We start from the raw sequence: 17,582 nt of genomic DNA on the forward strand, positions 1-17,582 counted from the left end.
AAAAACCAATGGCAGAAGACGAAGGAAAGAATCTCCAAGGGGTAATCAGCATTGCCCAAACTCTTCTTCTCAAAGAAAAGGACAAGAGTTCCATCACGACGGCTCTAATCGCCGAAAAAGTCGATTTGGCGGTGAGCCTTTTCGCGGCAGACAGCGCGGTGGATAGGGGCGCGGCGATAGGGGAACTGATACGGCGATTCAGCCTCTGGATAGGCCAAGACTCCTCTATGGTCGACGACGAGGGGCATGTTCCGTGGCTCGTCTCGGCCCGCAAGAACGAATGGCGCTACTGGCAGCGCTATCAGGGTTGGTTGGAAAGAAAAATGTCTGCCACCGCAGTCGAAGGTCTCGGAATATCCACGGACAAGATTCTCGGGCTTCTCGAAGACCCACTTCGCGAGGGATCGTGGGATAGGCGCGGGCTGGTGGTGGGACACGTCCAGTCAGGGAAAACTGGGAACTACTCAGGACTCGTCTGCAAGGCCGCCGACGCTGGCTACAAAATCATTATCGTACTCGCCGGGCTGCACAATAACCTGCGCTCACAGACGCAGATCCGCCTTGAAGAAGGTTTCCTCGGATATGAGACCTCGGCGGCGGGCGATTGCGTGAAACTGATCGGCGTTGGCGAGATCGATAGCGACTCTAAAATCCAGCCGAACTGCGCCACAAACCGTTCTAACACCGGTGACTTCAACACGAAAGTGGCTCAACACTATGCGATTTCTCCCGAGCAGAGACCGTGGTTGTTCGTCGTGAAAAAGAATAAGACGGTGCTCGAACGGCTCCTGAAATGGATACGCAACCACGTCGCCGACGCTACGGACGGGACTACTGGACGGCGCTTCGTCTCGAACCTTCCGCTGCTGCTCATCGACGACGAGGCTGACCACGCGTCGGTAGATACCGGTGAGCAGCTATTTAACGCCGACGGCACGCCTGACGAGGAGCATCAGCCTAAAGCGATCAACAGCCGCATCCGGAAAATACTCCACTCATTCGCGAAATCGGGTTACGTGGGCTACACGGCCACGCCGTTCGCCAACATCTTCATCCATCGGCGCAATGAGACCTCCGATGAGGGCCCAGATTTGTTTCCGCAGTCCTTCATCATCAACCTGGCTGCGCCCTCGAATTACGTCGGTCCGGCCAAGGTCTTCGGCTTGCGTTCTCCGGAAGGTCGTTCCGGGGGGCTGCCTCTGACCCGTGACGTTTCCGACCACATCGACAGGGAGGGTCTCGGTGGATGGATGCCGCCCAAACACAACAAGGAGCACGTCCCGCTTTGTGGAGGGCGCGATATAGTTCCTCCTTCGCTCCGGAAAGCCGTGGCAGCTTTCGCTCTCGCATGTGCCGCGCGCGTGGTTCGGGGGCAGGTTTCCGGGCACTCCTCAATGCTAGTGCATGTTACGCGCTTAAACCTTGTCCAAGGCATAGTGCACCGGCAAGTCGACGACATTGTGAAGCACATGCGTCAGAAAATAACGCGCAGCGTGGATCATGAGTCCCTGCTCGCGGAACTCGAAACCCTTTGGCGAGAAGATTTCGAACTGACCTGCGCAGTAATTGCAGAAAGCCAAGTCGAGGACGCTCTTCGGGTGCCATCGTGGGAGGAGATTCTCGCCGCGCTTCCGGACGTCCTTTCCGACATCGAGGTGAGGATGATCAACGGCACGGCTAAAGATGCTCTAGACTACGCTGAACAGGGCAGGTGTTTAAAGGTCATTGCCATCGGCGGCGACAAGCTGGCGCGGGGGCTGACGCTGGAAGGCCTCTGCGTCAGTTACTTCGTCCGGACGTCGAAGATGTATGACACCCTGATGCAGATGGGCCGTTGGTTCGGATATCGGCCGGGCTACATCGATCTTTGTCGGCTTTACACGACAAAGGATCTGGGCGAGTGGTTCGGGCACATTGCCGACGCGTCCGAGGAACTTCGGGAGGAGTTTGACGCGATGGCTGAGAGCGGCGCCACGCCGAGAGAATACGGATTGAAAGTTCAGTCCCATCCGATTCTGATGGTCACCTCCCCGCTCAAAATGCGGTCGGCCAAGAACCTGCAACTCTCATTCAGCGGGGAGCTGCTCGAAACCGTGGCGTTCTACCAAACCCCCGCAATTCTTAAACGTAATCTCGACGCGACGGACAGGCTTGTCAGTGCTATGGGTGCGCCGTCAGAGATAGATCCGAAGCGTGGTAGGGACGGCTCGGAACACGAATGGAAGGGATTTCTCTGGAACGGCGTACCAGCCGAAACGATAGCCGATTTTTTCTCCTTTTATGTGACGCATCCAAAAGCGCGGAAGGTTAACAGCGCGTTATTGACGGACTTCGTCCGCGCGATGGCCGCGGTCGGCGAGCTGACCTCATGGACCGTAATGCTGTTCGGGAGCGGATCGGGGGACAAGCATGTCTTCCGGGGAGGACTAAAAATCGACGCGATGTCGAAACGAAAGAGGGATGAAGACCTCAAAGACCGTTACTCCATCGGCCGTCTGCTTTCCCCGAAGGATGAGGCCGTAGATTTCGACGCAGCTGCATGGAAGGCGGCCATGCTCATGACGACAAGGGCTTGGAAGCCCGATCCTGCACGCCAGAAGGATGGCGTAACACCTACTCCTCCCATGTTGCCGAACGGCCCATCGATCCGGCGCATTCGGGGCGAAGGCGCGGATGGCGTGGCGAAGGCTCCCCAACGTGGACTTCTGCTTTTGTACCCGCTGGATCCGACCGAGGCGGGCCTCGACGACCCGATGACCCCGGTCATGGCCTTCGGGGTTAGTTTTCCAACGAGTGCGTCGGGAACCAAGGTTAAGTACGAAGTCGATCATCTACTTTGGGAGAACGAATATGGTCCGGCCGATTGACGAGTTTGTTTTAGCCTGGAACGCGCTTTCCGGGCAGTCCGACAAGGAAGGGTGGCGAACTATCCCCGTTGCGCAGGTGGGACCGTGCGTCTTTATGGCCGGGAGGCGTTTTCCTGCCAATGAGGAGGCCCTGCTCGTAGGATTCGCGTCGGCCAGCATATCGGCGGCGGAAAAACTCCCCGAGGGACGCGGGTTTGAGGTGTCCCGGGCTGATCCGCATGGTGACGGGAAGACGTGGATCGCCCTGACCCGGAAGGAATCCGGAAGCGTCGAATTGTTCGCAGAGATGGTCGGCGACGTCTTAGGTTCAATGGACTTCGTCGCCGCAGAGGGAGAGGATCGGATTCTGCGGACGCTCCTCGGCCGGGTTAGGTCGTGGCAGGAATTCATGCGACAAGGTCTGCAGGCCCTATCGCCGGAGGCGGAAATTGGTCTAATCGGGGAACTCTCATTTCTTGGAGCATTGCTGGAAGCCGGTGTTCCCGCCTCGCTCGCGGTGGGGGCTTGGGTCGGGCCACTCGACGGCATGCAGGACTTCGTTATCGGAACGGGGGCCATTGAGGTCAAAGCGACGCTGTCCGCTCAGGGATTCCCCGCGAAGATAGGTTCGCTAGAACAACTGGACGACTCTGTCCAAAAGCCCCTTTTCGTTGCGGGAGTGCGCTTCTCCCTACGGGAATCCGGAAAAAATCTTCCCGAGTTCGCCGCGGCCGTAAGAGAGGCATTGTACGGGGAAGTCGAGGCCTCTCGGGTTTTTTCCGACAGGTTGCTCGCCGCCGGTTTTCACGGGACCCACGTCGATCGCTACCCGAGGTGTTTCTCTCTAGAAGAAACTCGCGTTGTCGAGGTAAGGGAAGGTTTCCCCCGCATTGTTCCGGGAAATGTCCCGGATGGCATTAGACGAGTGATTTACGAAATAGACCTTGATCGCACGCCTGGAAGCAATTCCGGCATAGTCGAGGTTTTAAACAGACTTGGAGCGCTTTGAATATGGATTTGGCTGAGTTTTTGATAGAGACGCAGACGGAGGTGAGGCTCCAAATGAACGAAGGAGCCGCTTTCGAGGAGATGGTTTTTTCCGAAGTGGTCATGCAACACATGGCAGACATTGGGATGACATTCGAGCCGGTTGTATGCCACTTTCAGGGCAGGATCGGCAACGCCATCCTGCGTCTGAGTGGTTACGCGATGTCGGACGAAGCCGACCAATTAGATCTGTTCGTCAGCCTTTATGAAGGCGTGGACATCCCAACCCCGGTCCCCAACGGGGAGACCTTTTCGGCGGTCGAGCAGTGCCTGCGTTTCCTGACCCAGTGCGCCCGGGGGACGATGGCGCAAAAACTCGACCCGTCCAGTGACGTACATTCCCTCGCGCTGAACATCCATGGGATTTACGACGATTTGGAGCAGGTGCGCGTTTTCGTCTTAACGGATCGCGTGGCGAAGGCGAAGAGTTTCAAGACTCGAGAACTTGGTGGGAAGACGGTGCGTCTTGAAGTTATGGACATCGAACGCTTGTATCGCCACTGGTCTGAAGGAAAACCGCGTGACGAACTTGTGATCAATTTTGTCGAGGTGTCCGGCTCGCCCCTACCTTGCGTTTTCGTACCAGGCGAAACCGACGAATATGACTACGCCCTGACCGCGATACCGGGAGAAGCCCTTAGGTTCATATACGAAAGATTCGGCGCACGGCTGTTGGAAGCCAACGTGCGCTCGTTCCTGAGCGTCAAGGGTAAAGGTGTCAACGCTGGTATCCAGAATACGCTCCGAACCGCCCCGGGGTACTTCATGGCGTACAACAACGGCATCGTGCTAGTGGCCGACGAGATGCGTCTTGCCAAGACTGTCGAAGGGTCTCTTGGTATAGCTTGGCTCAAAGGCATGCAGATTGTGAATGGTGGGCAGACAACCGCGTCTATTTTCTTTGCCAAGAAGAAATTCCCGGACACGGACCTCGGCCGAGTGCGGGTACCGGCCAAAATTATAGTCATGAAAGAGCAAGATTTCGCGCGGGAAGAAGCTCTCGTCTCCGACATCTCGAGGTTCGCTAACAGCCAGAACGCGGTCAAGCAGTCCGATCTGTCAGCCAACAAACCTTTTCACGTGGACGTTGAACGCTTGTCCCTAAGCGTCTATTGTCCGGACGGAACCGGGCGCTGGTTCTATGAGCGCGCGACGGGTAGCTACAACACGCTCCTTTCTCGGGAGGGGACGACACCGAGCAAGCTGAAAGCATTGAAGGATGCGATTCCAGCTTCGCGAAAAATCACCAAGACGGATCTCGCTAGGTACATCGTCGCGTGGTCTGGACAACCCGACGTGGTCAGTCTCGGATCCCAGAAGAACTTCGATCGGTTTATGTCGGGGATGACCGTCGCCGAGGGAGAGGTTCAGCCTTCGTCCACTGATGTGGCGAGTTACAAGGCCATGGTGGCCAAGGCCATCATATTCAAGGCGACCCAGAAGCTCGTGCGCCCGATGTTTCAAGCTTTTCAGGCGAACGTTGCCGCCTACACGGTGTCTCTCCTGTCGGAAAAGCTCGGCGACAGGTTTGACCTCGATAGCGTGTGGGTGAAGCAGGGCGTTTCCCCGGCACTTCTGGATCACTTGGCTCAGTGGGCGCGGCAGGTAAACGACGTATTGCACCGGACGGCGGGCGGCCGCATGGTCTCGGAATGGGCAAAGAAAGCGGAATGCCGCGAGGCGGTATTCGCGACCACCTACTCGGAACCGGTCGACGGGATACCGGAAATCCGTCCGCCGATCTAGAATCGGGCGTACCATCTATTTTACGAAGGAGATACTTTTAGACGCAGCAGTGGAAATGTTATCGAAAGAGATTGGCGGCCCTGAGCATGCTTCTTTCCCCAGAGACAATGCCCGAAGTTGTCGACATGAATCCAAAGGAGACGAATCCGTGCATCCATCATGCCCACGATGTTTGCGACGCCAACGCCGTTCTCCATGGGGTTCTCCTTTCATGCGGCCATGACCATCGCCGACGGGGCGGGTGAGAGCGTGTGGGGAAGCTTGGGACGAAGTCTGGAACCGGGCCAAAGTGCAGGGATTCGGGCGGTGATGGCTCTGGCCCGCTGCCATTGACGAGGGGCGCAGGACTTTGACCGACGTTGTCGATACGAAAACCCGTAGCAGGATGATGTCCGGTATACGCGGAAAGGACACCAAACCGGAGATGGTGGTTAGGCGCGCCCTATTCGCGGTCGGGTTCCGTTTCAGGTTGCATCGGCGCGATCTACCTGGCATGCCTGACGTGGTGCTGCCCGCGCGCAAGGTGGCGGTGTTCGTCCACGGTTGTTTTTGGCACATGCACAAGGGGTGCCATTACGCGAGACTTCCTTCCACGAGAGTGGAGTTCTGGAAAAATAAGCTGAATGGGAATATGGCGCGGGATCAGCTCGCCGTCGAGGCGCTGATCGCGCGCGGCTGGCGGGTGCTTGTGGTCTGGGAATGCGCGGTCAGGGACAGGGAAACACTGGCGGATCTGCCGGAGAGTCTCGCGGAGTGGATTCGGGGAGCATCGACTACTGGGGAGCTTTGCGGCGGGAAGCCTCGATGAAGTCGAAAACAATAGTTGCTATCTTCTTTGAGAGCCAAGGCGGGACAGCATTCCCTATCTGAGCGTACTGCTCTGTTCGGCTGCCTTCGAAGAAATAGTTGTCAGGGAATGTTTGCAGGCGGGCAGCTTCACGCACGGTGAGGCTGCGGCATTGCGACGGATCGGGATGGATATAGTAGTGGCCGTCTTTGGCGATGTGAGAGACGACGGTGGACGAAGGAATGCCAGCAAGTTGCACGCGAAAGCGATCGACGAATGGAACATCATTGGCGTCGACGTTAACATGGTGGGGTAGCAGTATTGGTGGGAAGTCGGCGAGTTTCGGCGAATACTTGAATGTGTCCGCGTAGCACGAGGCGAAGAGATACCGATGGATGTCCGAGCGCATGTGGCTGCGCGCCTCGTGCTGGATGACGCCGTTCAAGTTCTTATCTAGGAACCACTCCCGAAGTTTTTGGGGCAAATGGTTTTCCCACGTGGGATGCTCGATGAAAGGGGCTCCAACGGACTCTCTGGCCTCCGCAGTTTTTGCCGCAGCGGACATCGCCTCGACAATTTTTCCCCGAAGCGGACTGTCCCAGTCCCACAAGCCGTTGGTGGCTGTTTGGACCGCGTAGAGCCATGCCTCGCGGGAATCGGGTTCTTTTGAAAGCTTACTCCGTAGGGGGGGGAGGCCGGACAGCGCGATGTCTACGTTGACGCTGTTGGGCGACGGGCGGATGTTGAACCTTCGAGAACTCTTGGCGAGTTCTGGAACGGCCTCGGCCAAGTCTGACCGAATTCCGAAAAGGATGACCCGATGCCGATTCTGTGGCACGCCGAAGTGTTCGGTCTTGATGACAAAATCTTGGGGGTGGAGTTCGTCACCTTCTCCTGGTACTACCAAGGAGCGTATCCGGTAAGAAAGGCCGTTCCCCGGAGAAGCAAGATCGGCGAGAATGCGTTCGAATATAGACGATCCTTGGTGCTGGGACGAAAGTATTCCCTTGACATTTTCCATGACGAAGGCGGAGGGGCCGAAACGGCGGAGAATCCGCAAATATTCCTTGTATAGGAAGTGCTTTACGTCCTTCTCGAATTCGGCTGTTGTCTCCTTCGTGCGTCTCGACCTGCCGGCAAGGGAATAAGCTTGGCATGGAGGTCCGCCGATCAGTGCCCATTCCGTCGTGCCGTCCAGAGCGTCCGCGATCCAGCCGTCAATTTCCTCGTGCGGTGTTTTTCCGAGTTCTGCGTTTTTGGCCTCGGCGGCCGCAGCACGGGCTTCCTCCGGCACATCCAGATGCGAAAAAAGTTGTTCCCAGCTGATGTCGCCTCTCACGTAGTCATAATAGCAGTCGGGTACCTCGTTCTTTTTGAAAGATCGGAACAGGGCGCGCAGGGAAAGCGTCCTGTGGGCGACGGCATCCTTCTCTATGGAAACCCTCACCGCAAAGCGGCTGTCGCCGTTATCGTCGATGAGCGATGAGAATCCCTCGCCGAGTCCCCCCGGGCCTGCGAAGAGATCTATTACCGGAATCGGTGTTTTCGCCATGGCTCTTGTAGTTGTGTTCGTAATCGTTTTGGTCTCCAGAGTGTGGCGGATCATAACTCTTTGTCGGGTTCGGTCTGCGGGACCAAAGCTGTCTTCTTTCGTCACGTTACAATGAGACGCTTCGATATCTGCTTGCCAATCTTCATAAGTTTCGATACATTCATTCTTGTTTTCATTTACAAATTTCTCGATTTGCCGCACCGGAACCTAGAGGTTTGATTTCTAGTACGTTTATGGGTGGCAATATTGCCACCTTTTTTAAGTTGTGGCACCGCCTAGTAACAGTTGCGTTGAGGAAGAGTATCAACGCACTGACTGTGGGGTAATTGTGATAACTGTGCAGCATATAAATCATATAATCTAATGATGGTAAGGGTTTCCAGCCTAAATGTGAATCCCACCCTTCCGCCACTTCCATGAAACATGCCAACGCCTGCAACGTAGAAGGTGGTACGCACAATTTTTCATCTTCCGCTCCACTGATTTTGGTCGTTTCGTATGAGGGTATTTACACGCATGCTCATGAAATTATGAAAGTTATCGTAATCGCGTTATTGGCTATCCCATTATTGGCGGGTTGTGCGAGCAAACCCCCGTATGAGCAAACCTCAACGAGATTAAATGATGGGACGACACGATATTTTCTCAAAACTGATTTTAAACCTTGTCAGTCCAGCCGGGATTGGGCAACCCGAACATTGGCGAAACGCGCGAATCAGATTTGTAAGTCAGGATATACACTGATTAACGAGCAAACGCCCGTTCTCCTAGGGCCATTGGGAGAGAGCGCTACAAAGAGGACACTTTCATGGGAAATAAAATGCAAGACTTCGGAACAGTCTAAATCGTAGCCCGGATGTTTCATAAATTGACGCGCGTCCTCGCTGGTCTTTTGTTTCGTATGGAAATTTTGTTCAGTCGGGCGTATGAATAACTGCGCCACTCTTTCTCAAAATCTCCCTACAAAACAAAATCCTGCGCATCATCACGCGAATTTATGAAATATCCGGGCTAGCTTGCTTTTCGTGCTTCTTTCCCGCTTCATTTTCCTTTTAATATTTCTATCGCCTGGTTTGCCGGTTAGTGCGCAGGCCCAGGAAACTGCGCAGGTCGGAATTGCCATCTTCAACATGGCGTGGGCCGGAACCATTGACGACTTCAAACGGCATGTCGAGGTTTGCAGTGCGCCTGAGGTCAACTGGTGCGATAGCCGGATCAAGATCCCCCGTGGCACGCAGCATGCGGCACCGGAAGAGGAGATCCGCGCAAAGCGGTGCCGGGAAGCAACGATTGAGGCAGCCGGTGGCTTTGAAGCGATGATGATGACCGCCCCTTGCAATGCGTATGGGAAAAGAAAGCATCCAGCCAGAGCAGAGACGGTGGAGAATTACGATGCGAAGTTAAGCGGTTTGCGGGCCACCATCGAGAATCTGATTCAGAATGAAAACATCAAGGTCATTGCGTTTCAGGAAGTAAAGTCCCGAGAGGTGATAGAGCAGGTGCTTGGCGAATTTTCCGGGCAATTTAATGTTTGTGTTGCGCCGCATGATGCTTTTCAAACTGTGGCGTTCGCCTGGGATAAATCAATTTCATCAATATCATTTGCCGGGAATAGTTGTGTACCGAACTTGGATTTGGCCATCACGGAACAGTTCGGGGACGAGCCTGCCAGGCACCGCGTCAGGCCCGGACTGGCACTGCGACTGGTAATTAACGGCGTACCAGTGACTTTTCTGAATATTCATCTCAAGTCCGGCTGTGCCAATCTAAAAACGGACAGCGGCTTCATGGGTCACAAATTGACTGATCCGGACCCGGCGTGCGAAGTCCTTAACCGGCAAGTACCCATTCTTGAGGATTGGGTTGCGAATGTAGCTAGAGAAAGTCCTCGCTTCGTCCTCTTCGGTGATTTTAATCGCCGGATAGACGAGGAGGAAAGAGCATTAGTGGCAAAGTCGGACGTCCGTACCGATGGCACGGACCCAGCGGAGCCGAATACAAAAGATGAATGGGGAAGAGTCAAGAGTAGCTATTTATGGCAAGAGATCGCTGACGGGTTTCCCGCGATGCATCAGGTGCCGCTGATTTCGAGCGAGCGAGGATGCAATGGTTTAAAAGGGCTGGATCACATTGTTATCAGCGATGCCATCAAACAATCACAGACTCGCGAGCTTAGTTCGCGCAAGATTACTGTGGTAAAGAAACGCCCGCAACCCATTGTGACCAGCGATCATTGTCCGAGCGTTACGGTTCTTGAGCTGTAGTTGATTGATCTGGCATAAAAATAATACAATGCCATACTACGGAAGCCAGTATGCAATGGCGTGCGAAACACACCATTGCTGGTTTGAATTGGATTCCGGGTCAAGCCCGGAATGGCGAAATGTACGGTATTTTCTCGCAGTATCAAACTGATGAACAGAATTGAAGCTCGCATTGAGGATTCACTCAGTATAATCCGGAGAAATCTCGCGCTGTGTTGATAAAATATCGACCGTCGCTGTAGTCTCGCGAGTGTGCAGGTAAAGCCGTCCATCCAGGATCATTGCTCATATGAAACGCTACACCATAGAACAGTTTATGGCGACGACTTCCATATTGGGAGCGGCGTTCAGTGCCGACGAGAAGCGTATTCTCTTCAGCAGCAATGCGTCCGGCATCTTCAACGCTTACACGTTACCGGTTGAGGGAGGCACGCCAGAGCCACTGACGCGGTCCACAGTCGACAGTACTTTTTCCGTCAGCTTCTTTCCGGGCGATGGCCGGGTTCTTTTCACGCGGGACCACGGAGGGGATGAAAACTATCATCTTTTCCTGCTTGATTACGATGGCACGAAAAAGGACTTGACCCCAGGGGAGAAGCTCAAGGCACAGTTCATGGGGTGGCGCCCGGATGGGAGCGCTTTTTTTGTTTCCAGCAACGAGCGTGATCCTAGATTCTTTGATCTGTATTGCTACGATGCGCAGACCTATGCCCGCACTTTACTTTATAAGAATGAGCAAGGATTCGACTTGGGGCCGATCAGCCGCGACGAGCGGTGGATCGCACTGAACAGGGCCAATACGACTTCCGACAGCGATATCTACCTGTTCGATGTCGGCAAGCAGGAAGTCAAACACCTAACTCCGCACGAGGGCGCCATCAGCTTCCGGGCCGAGACCTTCGATCCGGTCTCTCAAAGGCTGCTCTTTCTCACCAATGAGGGCAGCGAATTCAAGCGTTTGTGCACCTATGATCTAGCCACGGGTGGCATCCAGGATCACGAAATTGCCGATTGGGATGTGATCTATACTTATTTTTCCAGAGATGGGCGTTTCCGGGTGACGGGTATTAACCAGGACGGCAGCATAGTGATCCGGATTGTGGAGATCGATGGAAATGAAGAGAAGCCCGTGCGGCTTCCCAAGCTTCCGGAAGGGGAGATTCGGGGTGTGGTTTTTTCCGGGACCAGTACCCGCATGGCCTTTTACGTGAACAGTGATCGTTCTCCCGATAATCTGTTCGTCTACGATCTCGGGATCGGGCAGTCCAGACGGCCGGAGCAAATCAGGCAGCTTACCCAAAGCCTGAGTCGGGATATCGACCCATTGGATCTGGTGGAAGCGCAAGTAATCCGCTTCCGCTCCTTTGATGGGATGGTGATACCTTCCATCTACTACAAACCGCATGAGGCATCGACGACAAATAAAGTGCCCGCCATCGTGTATGTTCACGGCGGGCCGGGCGGTCAGACCATGCGCGGTTATAACGCCCAGATCCAGTACCTCGTGAATCATGGCTACGCCGTGCTGGGGATCAATAATCGCGGCAGTTCCGGGTATGGCAAGACCTTCTTTACCGCCGCCAATCGTAAACATGGGCGTGAACCGCTATGGGATTGCGTGGAAGCCAAAACCTATCTCGCCAGTCTCGGTTACATCGACCATGAGCGCATCGGCATCATGGGCGCCAGCTATGGCGGTTATATGACACTGGCGGCGTTGGCTTTCCGTCCCGAGGCATTCAAGGTCGGTGTGGATATTTTTGGTGTGAGCAATTGGCTGCGAACGCTGGAAAGCATCCCTCTCTACTGGGAATCGGTGCGCAAAGCCATTTACGATGAGATTGGCGATCCAGTGAAGGACATAGATGCCCTTGTCGCGACCTCGCCGCTTTTTCACGCCAGGGAAATCCGGAAGCCCCTGATGGTTATTCAGGGTGCCAACGATCCTCGCGTCATCAAGGCTGAGAGTGACGGAATCGTGGAAGCTGTCAAGCGGCAGAATGTCCCAGTGGAATATATTGTCTTCGATGATGAGGGCCACAGCTTCACGAAGAAGAAGAACCAGATCGAGGCCAATCGCCGGATACTGGAGTTTCTGGACAAATACCTGAAAGATGACAAGGCGGAAGACGGCTCGGCCGGGCAGCGGGGCTAATGCCGTCAAGCATGGGTATTGCTAATCTGCCATACCCTATCGAAACCCATGTTTCGCGTCAAAAAACTCCCGTATCAGAAAATCCTCCAATGCTTTGCTATCTTCCATGCGCGCGGACATGGTAACCACGCGGTCGAGTCGGTACGATTCCCATTGAAATTCTTCCTTGTGGTACTGGCGAATCAGTTCTATCATTTTTCGAACGAGCGCGAGCTGTATATCGCCATCCGGGCCGGCAGTGACTTCAATGACTTCGCGCCGGGGATTGCTGGCATCCGATTTCCAGGCTCGAAATAAAAACTGGGCGGATCGAACCCCCATTCTGGTAATTTGAAATATTCCACCTACCCCGGGTTCTCGAAGATTACGTTTGACGTTCGCCATTCTGAGCTCTTCTTCAGTAGACTCGCGTTCGACATTTTTAGGTTCCGTGGGCTCATCCTCAAAAATCCCTCCCGCAGTGCGGCGTTCTTTGGCTTCCTTCATGTAATCCGTCAGATCCTTTGGAGGCTCCGGCTTGGGGGCTGGGGTGCGTTCCACCTTTGCTTCCTTCTTGGCGGTTCCTTTTTCACGCGGAACCGGTTTTGCTTTCTGGTCACCCAGACGCGGCTGAGATTTAGGCCGGGGTGGTACCTTGGGAGCCTTCTGAGGGATAGCCGCTGATTTCTGTTCTTTTTTTTCTTCAGGCAATTCTATAAAGCTTGCCTGGACGGGAGCCTGCGATTCGGTTTTCACCTCGGGAGAGGTGAGGAAAAATCCGAATCCCCAGATAATGATCAGCCAGAGGAGGGCCGCCAGTGGCAATGGCCACCAGACTCGAACCTCCTTCGCTCTGGAATACCGCATGCTGAGCGCGTTACTCGTGCTTCACCGCGATCAGAAAGTGTTGCGCGCCGGCAGTGCGGGCGCGCAACATCGCCTGCACGACAATGCCCTGCGGCGCATCGCTGTCAGCGGATACGATCAGCTTCTGTTCTGAATCCTGCAGTAGCGGTTTTAGCGTATCGGCCAGCGTGTCCAATGTGACGGGAGTACGGTTAATAAGAATCTGGCTATCGCTTGTCACCGTCAGCGTCACGGGAGTTTTGGCATTGAGTTTTTCGGCTGCACCCTGAGGAAGATTCACCTGTAAGGAATCGAGATTCTGCATTGACAATGAGGACAACATGAATGTTGCAAGCAGAAAAAACATGACGTCAATCATCGGGATAATTTCAATACGCCCTTTGCGAAACGCTCTGGATTTACGCAGCTTCATTGTTACCGTCCCTCCTGATCGAGACGGATGTGATCAATCAGGCGCGTTCCAAGACGTTCCATCTCATCCATTATTTGTGATTGCAGGCGAGAGAAATAATTGAATCCGAACAAGGCAATCAATGCGATTACCAGACCAACCACGGTCGCGATAAGTGCCTCGGCTACGCCTCCCGTCACCGCGGTGGGATTGACGATTCCCTCGCCGCCGATAATCTGGAAAGCACGCATCATTCCGACGACTGTTCCCACGAGCCCGAGCAATGGCGCGGCGGTGACGATTGTTTCCAATATCCATAGCCGGCTGGCAAGAGATGTTTCGATCAGTTGAGCTTCATCCGCCGCACGAGACTCGGTCCACCACGATGGCCGATGTCTGTTACTGATCACTACCTCGAAGAACCGCTTGTAATAATGGCGCTCGTCCAGCCCCGATAATATTTTTTCAAGGTCGGCCCATGCAAAGCCATAGGTTTCGACGAGGTTCAGCAAATCATGCGACAGGCGTGCATAACGCCAATAGACAAAGGCTTTCTCGAGCATGATGGCCAACGCGATGACCGCCAGCAAAGATAAAGGTACAATAATTAACCCGCCGAGTTTTAACGCGGTCCAGGTTGCTTGTAGTTCTTGCATGTTTATCTCCAAACGGGGTGATACTCAGCCCCTTTTTAGTTTAAAAAGCTCGTCGTTCCCGCGGAACGGTCTGATCCAGGTTATTCAAGTCATAATTTTACCTGTGCCAAGCTGTAAGATCTTACAGCTATCCGTAGTTCTCATTTTAGGGTTTCATAGCGTTATTATGGGCTGGCCGGGCCAGCCTTCGCAGCGTATTCCGGATTCATCGATTGAGGAAGACAAGCGATTGAATTATTACGACTCAAATTTATTGCAGCGCCATCCCAAATAGGATCGCATCCAGCCAAAAGTGGCAAGAATGCCACTCATAGGCGCAAAGTAGATCGTCTTCGCCTGATGCGTTGAGCAGCGCGATAGAAATAAGCTAATCATACGGATTGATTGAATTTAACACCGGGAACGACAAAGCGATATGCATATTTGTTTTTTTGGAAAAAGAAAGATCAATAGCGCCAGGTTTTCGTAATGATATCTCCAATCAAGAACCCTGCAGGAAGGATTACATGTGTTTCCGAGATGAATCAGGAGACCCGCGAGCTTACGCAGATCGAGAATGTGCATGTCGAAGTTGACGGTATTCTTGAACAGAGTTTGAACGAAATTTATCTTTTTGATATCCAGACCTTGCGTTTCGAGTATGTGAGCAGCCGGGCACAGCTTAATCTTGGCTATAGCCTGGATCGGCTGCGGATGATGACACCGCTCGACATCAACCCGGAATTTGATGAAGCGTCGTTCCGAACCATGACCAATCCGCTTCTGCATGGCGAGAAGAAAATACTCATTTTTGAAACCATGCATTTGCGTGCGAATGGTACGCTTTATCCCATCGAAGTTCACTTGCAGCTATTTGTCCAATCAGGATGCACGGTATTTCTGGCAATTATTCTTGATATTACAACCCGCCGCCGTGCGGAATTGGCGCTCCGGGACAGTGAAGAGCGGTTTCGGACTATTGTCAACACCATCCCGCAGCTCGCCTGGATAGCCGAAACCGACGGATCGAGAACCTGGTATAACCAGCGCTGGTATGACTACACGGGCACCACATTGGAAGAAATGGAAGGATTCGGTTGGCAGAAGGTACACGACGCCGTGATGCTGCCTAAAGTAATGGAGCGCTGGATCAGCGCCACCGCTGCCGAGGAGGCATTCGACATGGAGTTTCCATTACGCGGGGCGGATGGGCGGTTTCGTATATTTCTGACCCGGGCGGAGCCGTTAAGGAATGCGGAAGGCCATGTAGTGCAGTGGTTTGGAACCAACACGGATGTAAATGAACAGAGACTGGGGGAGAAGGCCCGACGTGAAATGGAGAGGCGGTTTGAGGTGGTAATGGGAAATATGAGTGAAGGGCTTATCATTTCCGACCTCGCAGGTCAATCACTGCATTGGAACCCGGCGGCGCTGGAGATGCATGACATCGGCAATTCGGAGGAAACGCTGCTTAATCACCATACTTTTGCGCAGCTCTACGAACTTTCGAGTGTCGAGGGAATCACCCTGCCATTCGACCAATGGCCATTGACACGCATCCTCAGGGGTGAGCATTTGCAGGATCTGGAGTTGCGGATTGGACGCGTGGATAGAGATTGGGAGCGTATCTTCAGCTATTCCGGACTACTTTCACATTATGGCGACGGCAAAGAATTGGCATTTCTTATCATTAAAGATATCACCGAGCGAAGGAATGCCGAAGACGCACTACGGGATGCCAAGGTAAACCTGGAGCATAAAGTGGACGAGCGTACCGCCCAGCTCCTGGCCAAGAGTAAGGAGATGGAAAGTTTTTGTTATTCCGTCTCGCATGACCTCAGGGCGCCACTCCGCGGAATCGACGGATATAGCCGTCTTTTATTAGAGGAGTACCATGATCAATTCGATGAGGAAGGCCGGAATTTTCTGACAAACGTGCGGACGGCAACGAAGCATATGACAGATCTGATTGAGGATCTGCTTGCTTATTCAAGGCTTGAGCGGCGAGGGGTATCCAGGACGGCCGTAGAACTTTCCAGCTTCGTATCCAATCTATTGGACCAGTATCGCGCTCGCTCCAAGAATGTACGTCTTACTGTCGAGATCAGCGATTTTCATGTCAGTGTCGACCCGGATGGCCTCGCGATAGCACTGCGCAATCTGATTGACAATGCCTTCAAGTTCTCCGGATATGCGTCTGAACCAGCAATAGAAATTCGTGCGCAGGCTGCGAGCAGTGATTGTGTTCTCTCGGTGCGCGACAATGGGATTGGATTTGACATGCGCTTCTACGACAAAATTTTCGAGATTTTCCAGCGCCTCCATCATGTTGAAGAGTATCCGGGTACTGGCATTGGGCTTGCAATGGTACACAAGGCGATGGAGCGAATAGGAGGACGGGTTTGGGCGGAAAGTCAACCGGGCGCCGGCGCAACTTTTTTTCTGGCATTGCCATTATTCAGCACGGAGCCAGTACCGCTTTCCCGGGATAGCTAGCATTGTGCGCCGGAAATATTGTTGCATAAAAATAATGATGAGTCTCTTTATGGCTTGACTGGCACATAGTCGTTCTTAGCGTCGCCTCCTGGCGCTCTTACTCGAAGCTGTTCCGTAATGATCCTGAACCCGAACCCGGTGGCTGACTGCTCATTTGTTGGTTTTGCTATGATTAATAACGATATTTATTAATCTTCATCTTGTGAGTGAATTCGCTGCAGGTGAATTGCACGGTTTTTGCGGCACAGGGCTACGTTGCAGCTCCTGGAATGGAATGAACCATTTCGCGTCGTTGTGCCTTGCCCTGTATCCAAAAACCGTACACTCCACCTGTCAAACTACCGGGTTTAGGATGATATTTTTGATGCATCATACTACGATTAAATATGACTTCGCCGATACTACTCATTGAAGACAATCCAATGGATGTGGATCTTACCCGACGTGCTTTCATTCGGCACAATCTCAACAACCCACTTCAAGTGGCGCGTGACGGACAGGAGGCGCTCGACTTTATTGAAAAATGGGAAGCGGGTGAAGCCATCCCCGTAGTGATATTGCTTGATCTGAAATTACCGAAAGTTAGCGGACTTGAAGTTTTACGCGTCATCCGGGCACATCCCGATTTTGGAACCATCGCGGTTGTAATTCTTACCTCTTCCGCTGAGGACCGTGACATACATGAAGCCTATTCGCTCGGGGCTAATTCCTACATCGTGAAGCCTGTGGATTTTGATAAATTTATTGAAGTAGCCAGGCAAATCGAGCTTTACTGGACTGTTCTTAATATTGCCGGCCCGCCAAGGCATGAATGATT

Annotated in this window: 12 protein-coding genes; 8 read left to right on the forward strand and 4 right to left on the reverse strand. The window is 53.5% G+C overall.

Annotated elements, in window-relative coordinates; translation table 11 throughout:
• Positions 1-8: 8 nt before the first annotated feature.
• The 4 genes from BLO43_RS03680 (at position 9) to BLO43_RS03695 (ending at position 6,447) form a co-directional block, all read left to right on the forward strand.
• Complete coding sequence (locus BLO43_RS03680; protein ID WP_090905894.1) at positions 9-2,867, forward strand: Z1 domain-containing protein; 2,859 nt, start codon at positions 9-11, stop codon at positions 2,865-2,867.
• Positions 2,851-3,855 carry a PD-(D/E)XK motif protein gene (locus BLO43_RS03685; protein WP_090905895.1) on the forward strand — a complete coding sequence of 335 codons (1,005 nt, stop codon included), beginning with the start codon at positions 2,851-2,853 and terminating at the stop codon, positions 3,853-3,855. Before BLO43_RS03680 ends, BLO43_RS03685 begins: the two co-directional genes overlap by 17 nt.
• 53 nt (positions 3,856-3,908) lie before the next feature.
• Positions 3,909-5,639: an AIPR family protein gene (locus BLO43_RS03690; protein WP_217628024.1), complete on the forward strand. Its 1,731-nt coding sequence runs from the start codon at positions 3,909-3,911 to the stop codon at positions 5,637-5,639.
• 349 nt (positions 5,640-5,988) lie between these two features.
• Entirely contained in the window at positions 5,989-6,447 is a 459-nt protein-coding gene (locus BLO43_RS03695; protein WP_090905897.1) for a very short patch repair endonuclease, read from the forward strand.
• Here BLO43_RS03695 and BLO43_RS03700 read toward each other — a convergent pair.
• Positions 6,413-8,179, reverse strand: coding sequence for a DNA cytosine methyltransferase (locus tag BLO43_RS03700; protein ID WP_217628025.1), 1,767 nt, complete (start codon positions 8,177-8,179; stop codon positions 6,413-6,415). The genes BLO43_RS03695 and BLO43_RS03700 overlap by 35 nt on opposite strands.
• 929 nt (positions 8,180-9,108) lie before the next feature.
• On the opposite strand from BLO43_RS03700, the gene BLO43_RS03705 reads away from it, so the two are divergent.
• Together BLO43_RS03705 and BLO43_RS03710 are read left to right on the forward strand one after the other, a co-directional pair.
• Positions 9,109-10,242 carry an exonuclease/endonuclease/phosphatase family protein gene (locus BLO43_RS03705; RefSeq protein ID WP_139149234.1) on the forward strand — a complete coding sequence of 378 codons (1,134 nt, stop codon included), beginning with the start codon at positions 9,109-9,111 and terminating at the stop codon, positions 10,240-10,242.
• A gap of 289 nt (positions 10,243-10,531) precedes the next feature.
• A complete protein-coding gene (locus tag BLO43_RS03710; RefSeq protein ID WP_090905900.1) occupies positions 10,532-12,397 on the forward strand; it encodes a S9 family peptidase in 1,866 nt (621 codons plus the stop codon).
• 36 nt (positions 12,398-12,433) lie between these two features.
• On the opposite strand, the gene BLO43_RS03715 is transcribed toward BLO43_RS03710, so the two are convergent.
• Genes BLO43_RS03715 through BLO43_RS03725 form a run of 3 tightly spaced genes read right to left on the reverse strand, consistent with a single transcriptional unit; the run spans position 12,434 to position 14,290 of the window.
• Positions 12,434-13,243: a hypothetical protein gene (locus BLO43_RS03715; RefSeq protein WP_090905901.1), complete on the reverse strand. Its 810-nt coding sequence runs from the start codon at positions 13,241-13,243 to the stop codon at positions 12,434-12,436.
• 10 nt (positions 13,244-13,253) lie between these two features.
• Positions 13,254-13,655 carry an ExbD/TolR family protein gene (locus BLO43_RS03720; RefSeq protein ID WP_090905902.1) on the reverse strand — a complete coding sequence of 134 codons (402 nt, stop codon included), beginning with the start codon at positions 13,653-13,655 and terminating at the stop codon, positions 13,254-13,256.
• A 2-nt stretch (positions 13,656-13,657) separates the two neighbouring features.
• Complete coding sequence (locus BLO43_RS03725) at positions 13,658-14,290, reverse strand: MotA/TolQ/ExbB proton channel family protein (RefSeq protein ID WP_004174284.1); 633 nt, start codon at positions 14,288-14,290, stop codon at positions 13,658-13,660.
• Between the two features lie 519 nt (positions 14,291-14,809).
• Here BLO43_RS03725 and BLO43_RS03730 point away from each other — a divergent pair.
• Both BLO43_RS03730 and BLO43_RS03735 read left to right on the forward strand, forming a co-directional pair.
• Positions 14,810-16,765, forward strand: a complete 1,956-nt coding sequence (locus BLO43_RS03730) for a PAS domain-containing sensor histidine kinase (protein ID WP_254773314.1) — start codon at positions 14,810-14,812, stop codon at positions 16,763-16,765.
• Between the two features lie 386 nt (positions 16,766-17,151).
• On the forward strand, positions 17,152-17,580 hold the full coding sequence (locus tag BLO43_RS03735; RefSeq protein ID WP_090905904.1) for a response regulator: 429 nt from the start codon (positions 17,152-17,154) through the stop codon (positions 17,578-17,580).
• Positions 17,581-17,582 lie beyond the last annotated feature (2 nt).

Source organism: Nitrosospira sp. Nsp13 (assembly GCF_900101945.1).
GTDB classification, from domain to species: Bacteria; Pseudomonadota; Gammaproteobacteria; order Burkholderiales; family Nitrosomonadaceae; genus Nitrosospira; species Nitrosospira multiformis_D.